This is a genomic window from uncultured Dietzia sp., assembly GCF_937873725.1.
In the GTDB taxonomy this organism is placed as follows: Bacteria; Actinomycetota; Actinomycetes; order Mycobacteriales; family Mycobacteriaceae; genus Dietzia.
On record NZ_CALMYY010000028.1, the window covers coordinates 1 to 7,281 of the forward strand.

The window sequence follows — 7,281 nt, forward strand, 5'->3', positions numbered from 1 at the left end:
GGGAAACGCTCGGTGAGCGGCCCGAACATCCGCCGGTAGGAGTCCCCGTCGGTGCCGAGGTGGGTCGCGGTGCGGTCCACGGACCTCCACACCGCTGCCCCGCGGCCGCCGTCGAGGGGATGGGAGTATTGGACCTCCGGCAGCGCCCAGCGCACGCCGTGGGACTCGAGGTCGAACTGGCGGCTGAAGCCCGTGTCGACGGCCAGCGGATGGAAACCCGAACACTGGTCGTGCAGCAGGCCCGGCAAGGTCGACTCGCCGGACCTGGTGCCGCCGCCGATGGAGTCGGATGCTTCCAGAACGGTCACATCGACTCCACCGGCGGCCAGTGTCAACGCGGCTGCCAGACCGTTGGGTCCGCTACCGACGATGATCGCTGAGGGCATGGACTCAGCTCGCCCCCACCGGGGTCTCGTCGTGACCGGAGGCGGTGGTCGTGTCGACGAGCGGACCCTCGGCTCCGGGCGAGAAGGGGATGCTCGTGGACGCGCGCTGATCCGCCGGCAGGTACTCCGGGTGACGCCAGGTCACCACGTACGGGATCGGCCCGTTGGGCAGCCACGGCTGCTCCTTGACGACGTCGCGGACGTCGTAGTGGCCGCGCTCCACCACCCCGAGAGCCGCGTCGATCACCCGGTACTGGATGGTCTTCTTGTGCAGGGGCTGGGACTCGGTCCAGACGCTGATGAACTCGCCCGGCTCGAAGTTGCAGCGCTTCTGCACCGCCGCGATGGTCCTCTCGTCGAACAGGTGCCCGTCGCCGAACTGCCACCCGGAGAAGAAGGTGCACAGCACCTCTCCCTCGCGGAACCGGTAGTTCTCCATGCTGTCCACGTGCGCCGGCATGATGGACATGTGGCCGCGGCCCTGGGTGTTCATCATCCGGAACGCGGTGGTCTTCTGGAGGAAGATCTCCGCGCCCTCCGGCCCGAACAGGGCCGAGAGCTGGTTGTGCGGGGACGTCATCGAGGTGACGAAGTTCGGGTTGTCCAGCTTGGCCTCACAGCCGTTGTTGCGGAACGCCATGGTGGAGCTGGCCCAGTTGCCGGCGTACTGACGCATCGAGATGAGGAACGAGATCTTGTCGGGGCGGAAGTTGCCGACCAGCGGGCCGGTGAGGGTGAGGACCGCGGCGCCCACCACGATCCACACGCTGCTGGCGTCCCACAGGGCGTACCCGTCGCCGGCGAAGAAGGCCAGGAACACGATGGGGGTCGCGAACACGTAGAAGAGGTTCCACTCCTGCGGCATGGCCAGCGCGAACATCGAGTAGATGAACACGTGGAAGCACATCATGAACACGGCGGCCAGGACCGCGACGGTCCAGTTGGTCGCGAAGAGCAGGATGATCGGGACGACGAACTCGACGATCGTGCCCATGACGTGGGCGGCGAAGAAGGCCACCTTGGTGGGCATGAGGTCCTCGGGCGCGTTGCGGTAGAGCGACCGGCGCAGGGCCTTGGACCTGATCAGCGGGCCGTTGGTGAGCATCGTCTGCACGGTGGGCGTGAAGTGGACGCCGATCTTGGACAGGAACGCGCCCCACCACACCGCGAACATCGCGATCTTGGCGACGATGATCATGTCCACGTGGCCGGCACCGTACATGGTGAGGACACCGAACCCGAGCATGATCACCGAGTACTGCTCCGGCCTCGAGGCCAGGAACGTGACCCTGTCGCGCAGGCCCATCACGAGCTGGATCGCGACGTAGGTGATGAACGGCCACGCGGGGACGAGGCCGGCCTCACTGTAGGCGGCGGGGGTCTGCTGCCCGGGCAGCACCAGGCCCAGGGCGAGGGTGGCGAGCATCGCGGCGTACAGCGCCACGTCGATCGCCCTGCGCTCGTCACCCTTGGTGAACGGCACCTTGTCGGGCCACGGCGGGAGTCGCAGCGTCCCGGTCCGCATCCAGTAGCGGTACCCGGCGGTGTTGGGCTTGAACTTGAAGGCCAGCGGCCCCCACGACTCGTTGAATCCGGTGGCGGACCAGAGGATCACCCAGATCATGGCCTTCTGGTAGACGATCACCTCGCCCCACCAGGCGCCGAGGTCGAGCAGCGGCAGGCCGGGCGTGGAGAGCCCGATGATGAGCCATCCGCCGAGGAAGAAGAACAACCCCTTGACCAGGTACAGGGAGTGCATGATCTTCGGGGCGCCGAAGCCGAACTCCACCCAGTGGTGGGCGAGCAGCTTCATGCGCTCCATGGTCGGGATGGACTCGAACTTGGCCGGATCCACTGGTGGGATGTCGGCTTGCATGAACCCCATGGGGTCTCCTTATCGGGTTGGGTTGAGGGGTGAGGTGGGTGGTCGGTCAGTGGACGAATGAGGCGCGCAGGCGCGGCTTGTCGATCTTTCCCACCGGGTTCTTGGGCAGCTCGGAGGTGATCTCCACGTCGACGGGCACCTTCACCCGGGTGAGGTGCTCCGTGCAGTGGGCGATGACCGCCTCGGGCGTCAGGCCGGCATCGGGATAGGGGACGACGAACGCCACGGGGACCTCGCCCAGGACGTCGTCCGGGCGGCCCACCACCGCGACCTCGAGGACGCCGGGGAGGCTTCCGATGGCGTTCTCGATCTCCTTGGGGTACAGGTTCTCCCCGCCGCGGATGATCATGTCCTTGATCCGGTCGACGATGCTGAGGTAGCCGTCGGCGTCGAGCACGCCGACATCCCCGGTGCGGACCCACCCGTCCACGATGGTCGCGGCGGTGGCCTCGGGGTTGTTGAGGTACCCGGCCATGACGATGGGGCCGGTGATCAGCACCTCTCCGGACTGACCGGTGGGGACGTCGCGCAGGTGCTCGTCGACGATGCGGATCTGCTGCCCGGGAAGGGCGGGGCCGACGGTGCCGGGCTTGCGCGGTCCGTCGATCGGGTTCACCGCCGAGGCGCACGTCGCCTCGGTGAGCCCGTAGCCCTCCAGGATCGGGACCCCCAGGAGCCGCTCCGAGGCCGCCAGGAGTTCTCGGGTGGAGGGCGCCGCGCCGCAGACCGCGAACCGCAGGGACGACAGGTCGCGGTCGCGCCCCTCCGGCCTGGTCAGGAGCAGCGCGTAGATGGTCGGCACCGCAGAGAAGTAGGTGGGGCGCAGCTGTTCCACCGTGTCGAAGAACGTGGAGGCGGAGAAGCCGTCGACGATCGAGAGCCGGGCACCGACCCTGAGCGGCGCCAGGAGGCTGACCATGATGGCGTTGACGTGGAACAGCGGCAGGATGAGCAGGCAGCGGTCGTCCGAGGTCATCTTCATGACCTCCGACATCGTCCGCGACATCGCGTCGGCGTTGGCGTGGGTGATCATGACGCCCTTGGGGCGTCCGGTCGACCCGCTGGTGTAGATCACCAGGGCGAGGTCGGTGGGGGCGATCGGCACCGGATCGGTGGCATCGGTCGACCCGACCCATAGGTCATCGACGCCAATCGACGGTGCCCCCCCGTCGGGCGCCCCCGCACCGGAGTTCACCACGAGCACCGCCTGGGCGTCCCTGATCTGGTGGCCGGCTTCCTCGTGGGTGAAGTTCGGGTTGATCGGCGTGGCGGCGGCCCCGAGGTGCCACGCGGCGAAGATCGCCAGCACCAGTTCGCTGCGGTTCGGCAACATCACCGCCACCACATCGCCCCTGCTGACGCCGCTCTCGCGGAACTGGGCGGCGATGGCGGAGACCCGCCCGTCGAGGTCGCGGAACGTCAGTTCGCTGCGCTCGTCGCGGATCGCGGGGGCGTCCCCGTAGCGCTCCGCCATCGCTCGTAGGAGATGCCCGGGTTCCACGTCGACTCCTCATCGTTCGCTTATGTGACCTCGGACACTACGCATCGTGGCGCGGGTGCACATCGGACAATGTGACGAACTTCACGAGCCGGATTGTGCACCGTGCACAATGAGGGGGCGGGCTCGCGGGAGGGAGGCCCGAGAGGCCCAGCGCGCGTTCACCTGAGACGACTCGAGGCCCTCCCGCGGGGGAGGGCCTCGAGTCGTTCGGTCTTTTCTGTGGAGCCGATGACGGGAATCGAACCCGCGCTGTCTGCTTGGGAAGCAGAAGTTCTACCATTGAACTACATCGGCATCGTGCTACATCGGCATCGCCCGGTGAGGGCCGGATCAGGTTAGCACGACGGGCGCGCCTACCCGTTGTTCCGGGTCCCTTTCCCGGCCGCCTTGCGCCGGGCCGCGGGGGTCATCGGCCGCCTGGCCTGGCCGAGCGAGGCGCGGGGGACGAATCCGAACGCGACTCCGCCCACCACGGCCACGACGATCGCCCCGATGATCCACGGGACCGGCGAGCCGCCGCCGGTCAGGCCCATCGCCACGATGAGCACGGCGACTCCCACGCACACCCACGACCACTGGGTCCAGCGCCAGATGTACTTCGAGGGCTCTTCCCTGAACTCGTCCATGCCCCCGATTCCACCACGTCAGCGGGGGCGGCGCACACCCGGCGCCGCCGGCGGGGGTCCCGGGGGGCCGCCGACGCGGGGCCGGGCCGCCGATGTGGCGGGTCTCACGGCGGTTTCGGGTGCAACCGGGTATCGATCCGGGCTCGTCCGGCGCTGAAGTGGAGGAGAGTCCGTTTTGTGGGGCCGGTGGCCCGGTCGGCGGGCGCACCCTTCCCAGGAGGTTCGTGATGGACGACGTGACGGGGCGACCGATCGCCGAGCGTGTGCGGACCGTTCTGGCCCGCGGCGCCGGAGGGGCGATCGAGGCGGGGCTGCTCACGCGGCCACTGCGGTCGGCGCGGGTGCGCGACGACGGGGTGATCGTGCTGGTGGTCGACGTCGGCGGCGCGACCCGCGGGTCGGGGTCGTCGGGCGGCGTGGCCGCCGCCGGGGCCGCCGCGTCGATCGAGATCGCGGACAGGGTGTGTACGGGTCGGTGCGGTGGGGTCGCCTCCCGGCCGTCCTTCGCGATCGACGGCCGGCCGTCGGTGGGGGCGCCGGACGCGCCATGCGACGACGAGTGCGCGGTGACCCGTGGGGTCGTCACCATCTCCGGGATCGTCACGGCCTCGTCCCCGGCACGGCCGCGCCGGCTGGTCGCCACCGACGGCGGCGGGATGGGCCCGAACCGGGAGTCCGGATCGCTGCAGCTGAGCGAGTTGCAGCCGCTGGCCATCAGCTACCTGTCCGCGGACGGCGTCCACGTGGTCCCGCGGGGCGAGCTCGCCGCGGCCGCCGTCGACCCCATCGGGATCGACGAACAGGCCTGGCTGCGCCGGCTCGGATCGGACGCCGGCCTCGCGGCCCGGCTCGCGCTTCGGGCCGGCCGGCAGATCGCGGGAACCCGGCCCTGGATCATCGGCGCGGACAGGTTCGGCCTGGACGTGTCCGTCGGATCGCCGTCGGGCGGCTTCGACGAGGTCGTCAGGGTCCCGTTCTCGCAGGTCTGCAACGATTCCGACGACGTCCAGCGGGAACTCGCGGGCCTCGTCGGCTGAGGTCGGCCCCGCCGGGTCCTCCCCGCGCCCCGCACCACCCTCGGATCCACCCTTGCATTTCAGGTAAGGCTTACCTAAATTAGTCGCAGCGGGTAGTCACGTCCCCGCCCCCGGACCGCCCCGGCGCCCTCTCCTGCGGCGCCGGGACGGGCCGGCGACAGCGACGAGGGAAGCGGCGAGGGAGTCGACATGCGATCACTGGTGGGGCCGGTCCCCGAACCCGCGGAACGGGCGAACTCGACCCTGCGCCGGTGCGCCCGGGCCACTCTCGCCCTCGATGGCGCCACCTCGGACGTGGCCCTCGCGCACCGGTCCCCCGACACCGCCGACCTCTGGGTGGCGCTCCCGATGGCCCACGCGGAGACGATCCCCCCGGGCGGCGTGTCGGCCCGGCTCGAGGTGCTCGACGTGATCCTCGGGGGAGCGGCCGACGGGCGCTGTCGCCGGGTCGTCGTCGTCGACGGTCGGGTCCGGTGGTCCGACCCGCGCGACCAACGGCGCGCGGCCCCCGACATCGCGCGGGACCTCCCCGACACCGCGCTGCTGGGTGTGGGGGCCGACCTCGCCCTGGTCCGGCTCCGGGCGGAGCGGATCCTGCTCGCCGACAGCGACGGCGTCACCGACATCGCGCCCGACGACCTCGCCACCTCCGGCCCCGACCCCTTCACAGACCTCGAGGGGATCTGGCTGGAGCACCTCAACGACCCGCGCTGCGGGGTGGTGCCGCGCCTCGCCCTCCGGGTGTGTCGGTGCCTGCCCGCCGAGCGACCCCTGCTGGTGGGGATCGACCGCGCGGGCGTGGACCTGGAGTACGAGGGCCGCGACGACCGCACCCACCTCAGGCGGCTGCCGTTCGCCGAGGCGTGCGTGACCGTCGCCGACCTGGGGCGACAGATCCGGCTGCTCGCCGGCTGCCCCCCGGCGCGATACGCTCTGGACCGTGCTGCTCTCCGACCGTGACCTGCGTGCCGAACTCGACGACGGACGGGTGGTGATCGATCCGCTCGACCCCTCGCTGATCCAGCCGTCGAGCGTCGACGTCCGCCTCGACCGCATGTTCCGCGTGTTCAACAACTCGCGCTACACGCACATCGATCCGGCGCAGCAGCAGGACGAGCTGACCGAGCTGGTCGAGCCGGCCGACGGCGACCCGTTCGTGCTGCACCCGGGCGAGTTCGTCCTGGGTTCGACCCTGGAGCGGCTGGCGCTGCCCGACGACCTCGCCGGACGGCTCGAGGGCAAGTCCTCGCTCGGACGGTTGGGGCTGCTCACGCACTCCACCGCCGGATTCATCGACCCCGGGTTCGACGGGCACATCACGCTGGAGCTCTCCAACGTCGCCAACCTGCCCATCACGCTGTGGCCCGGGATGAAGATCGGCCAGCTGTGCCTGTTCCGGCTGTCCAGCCCGGCCGAGACGCCGTACGGCACCGCCGCGACGGGGTCCAAGTACCAGGGCCAGCGCGGTCCGACGCCGTCCAAGGCGTACCTCAACTTCCGGTGAGCTGACGCGCCGGCCGGACCCGCCGCGCACTGCTCGTGCGGTGTTCACCCGGGCGTTCCCGGGGGGTCGCGTCGGGGCGATAGAACGACGGCATGCGTATGACCGTGTTCGGGACCGGGTACCTCGGCGCCACCCACGCCGCATGCATGGCCGAGCTGGGCCACGAGGTGCTGGGGGTGGATGTGGACCGGGCCAAGATCGACCGCCTGCGGCGGGGGGGGGGGGCGGGGGGGGCGGGCGGGGCGGCGGGGGGGCTCCGCCCCGCGGGGGGGGCGGGGCGGGTGGCGGTCGCCGCCCGCCCGCGCGCCTTGGCGTATTGGTGGTAGGCAGGCTCAGCCAGCA

7 protein-coding genes, 1 tRNA gene and 1 pseudogene are annotated in these 7,281 nt (G+C 70.6%); 4 read left to right on the top strand and 5 right to left on the bottom strand.

The genetic code is table 11. The features are described 5' to 3' along the window. From Q0444_RS01960 to Q0444_RS01980, 5 genes are all read right to left on the bottom strand, one after another. Positions 1 to 386, bottom strand: a 386-nt coding sequence (locus Q0444_RS01960) for an FAD-dependent oxidoreductase (RefSeq protein ID WP_299020914.1), incomplete at its 3' end; no start/stop codon positions are given. Positions 387 to 390: 4 nt separating this feature from the next. Continuing rightward, positions 391 to 2,271: a DUF3556 domain-containing protein gene (locus Q0444_RS01965; RefSeq protein WP_291082508.1), complete on the bottom strand. Its 1,881-nt coding sequence runs from the start codon at positions 2,269 to 2,271 to the stop codon at positions 391 to 393. 46 nt (positions 2,272 to 2,317) lie between these two features. Then, entirely contained in the window at positions 2,318 to 3,745 is a 1,428-nt protein-coding gene (locus tag Q0444_RS01970) for a class I adenylate-forming enzyme family protein (RefSeq protein WP_291082514.1), read from the bottom strand. A 247-nt stretch (positions 3,746 to 3,992) separates the two neighbouring features. Further along, a tRNA-Gly gene (locus tag Q0444_RS01975) sits at positions 3,993 to 4,066 on the bottom strand. A gap of 59 nt (positions 4,067 to 4,125) precedes the next feature. Further along, positions 4,126 to 4,398 (bottom strand): hypothetical protein, encoded by a 273-nt coding sequence (locus Q0444_RS01980; protein WP_299020920.1) that lies wholly within the window; start codon positions 4,396 to 4,398, stop codon positions 4,126 to 4,128. A 227-nt stretch (positions 4,399 to 4,625) separates the two neighbouring features. Here Q0444_RS01980 and Q0444_RS01985 point away from each other — a divergent pair, with 227 nt between their 5' ends. From Q0444_RS01985 to Q0444_RS02000, 4 genes and pseudogenes are all read left to right on the top strand, one after another. Continuing rightward, positions 4,626 to 5,435 (top strand): hypothetical protein, encoded by an 810-nt coding sequence (locus Q0444_RS01985; protein WP_291082505.1) that lies wholly within the window; start codon positions 4,626 to 4,628, stop codon positions 5,433 to 5,435. Positions 5,436 to 5,624: 189 nt separating this feature from the next. Further along, a complete protein-coding gene (locus tag Q0444_RS01990; protein WP_299020923.1) occupies positions 5,625 to 6,395 on the top strand; it encodes a hypothetical protein in 771 nt (256 codons plus the stop codon). After that, positions 6,376 to 6,939, top strand: coding sequence for a dCTP deaminase (dcd, locus tag Q0444_RS01995; protein ID WP_299020927.1), 564 nt, complete (start codon positions 6,376 to 6,378; stop codon positions 6,937 to 6,939). The genes Q0444_RS01990 and dcd overlap by 20 nt, the downstream gene beginning before the upstream one ends. 92 nt (positions 6,940 to 7,031) lie before the next feature. Beyond that, a pseudogene (locus Q0444_RS02000) lies at positions 7,032 to 7,157 on the top strand (hypothetical protein); the annotation flags it as partial. Positions 7,158 to 7,281: the final 124 nt, after the last annotated feature.

Coding starts and splice junctions, on each gene's coding strand:
- Q0444_RS01965 (WP_291082508.1), bottom strand. CDS start 2,271: ATGGGGTTCATGCAAGCCGACATCCCACCAGTGGATCCGGCCAAGTTC.
- Q0444_RS01970 (WP_291082514.1), bottom strand. CDS start 3,745: ATGGCGGAGCGCTACGGGGACGCCCCCGCGATCCGCGACGAGCGCAGC.
- Q0444_RS01980 (WP_299020920.1), bottom strand. CDS start 4,398: ATGGACGAGTTCAGGGAAGAGCCCTCGAAGTACATCTGGCGCTGGACC.
- Q0444_RS01985 (WP_291082505.1), top strand. CDS start 4,626: ATGGACGACGTGACGGGGCGACCGATCGCCGAGCGTGTGCGGACCGTT.
- Q0444_RS01990 (WP_299020923.1), top strand. CDS start 5,625: ATGCGATCACTGGTGGGGCCGGTCCCCGAACCCGCGGAACGGGCGAAC.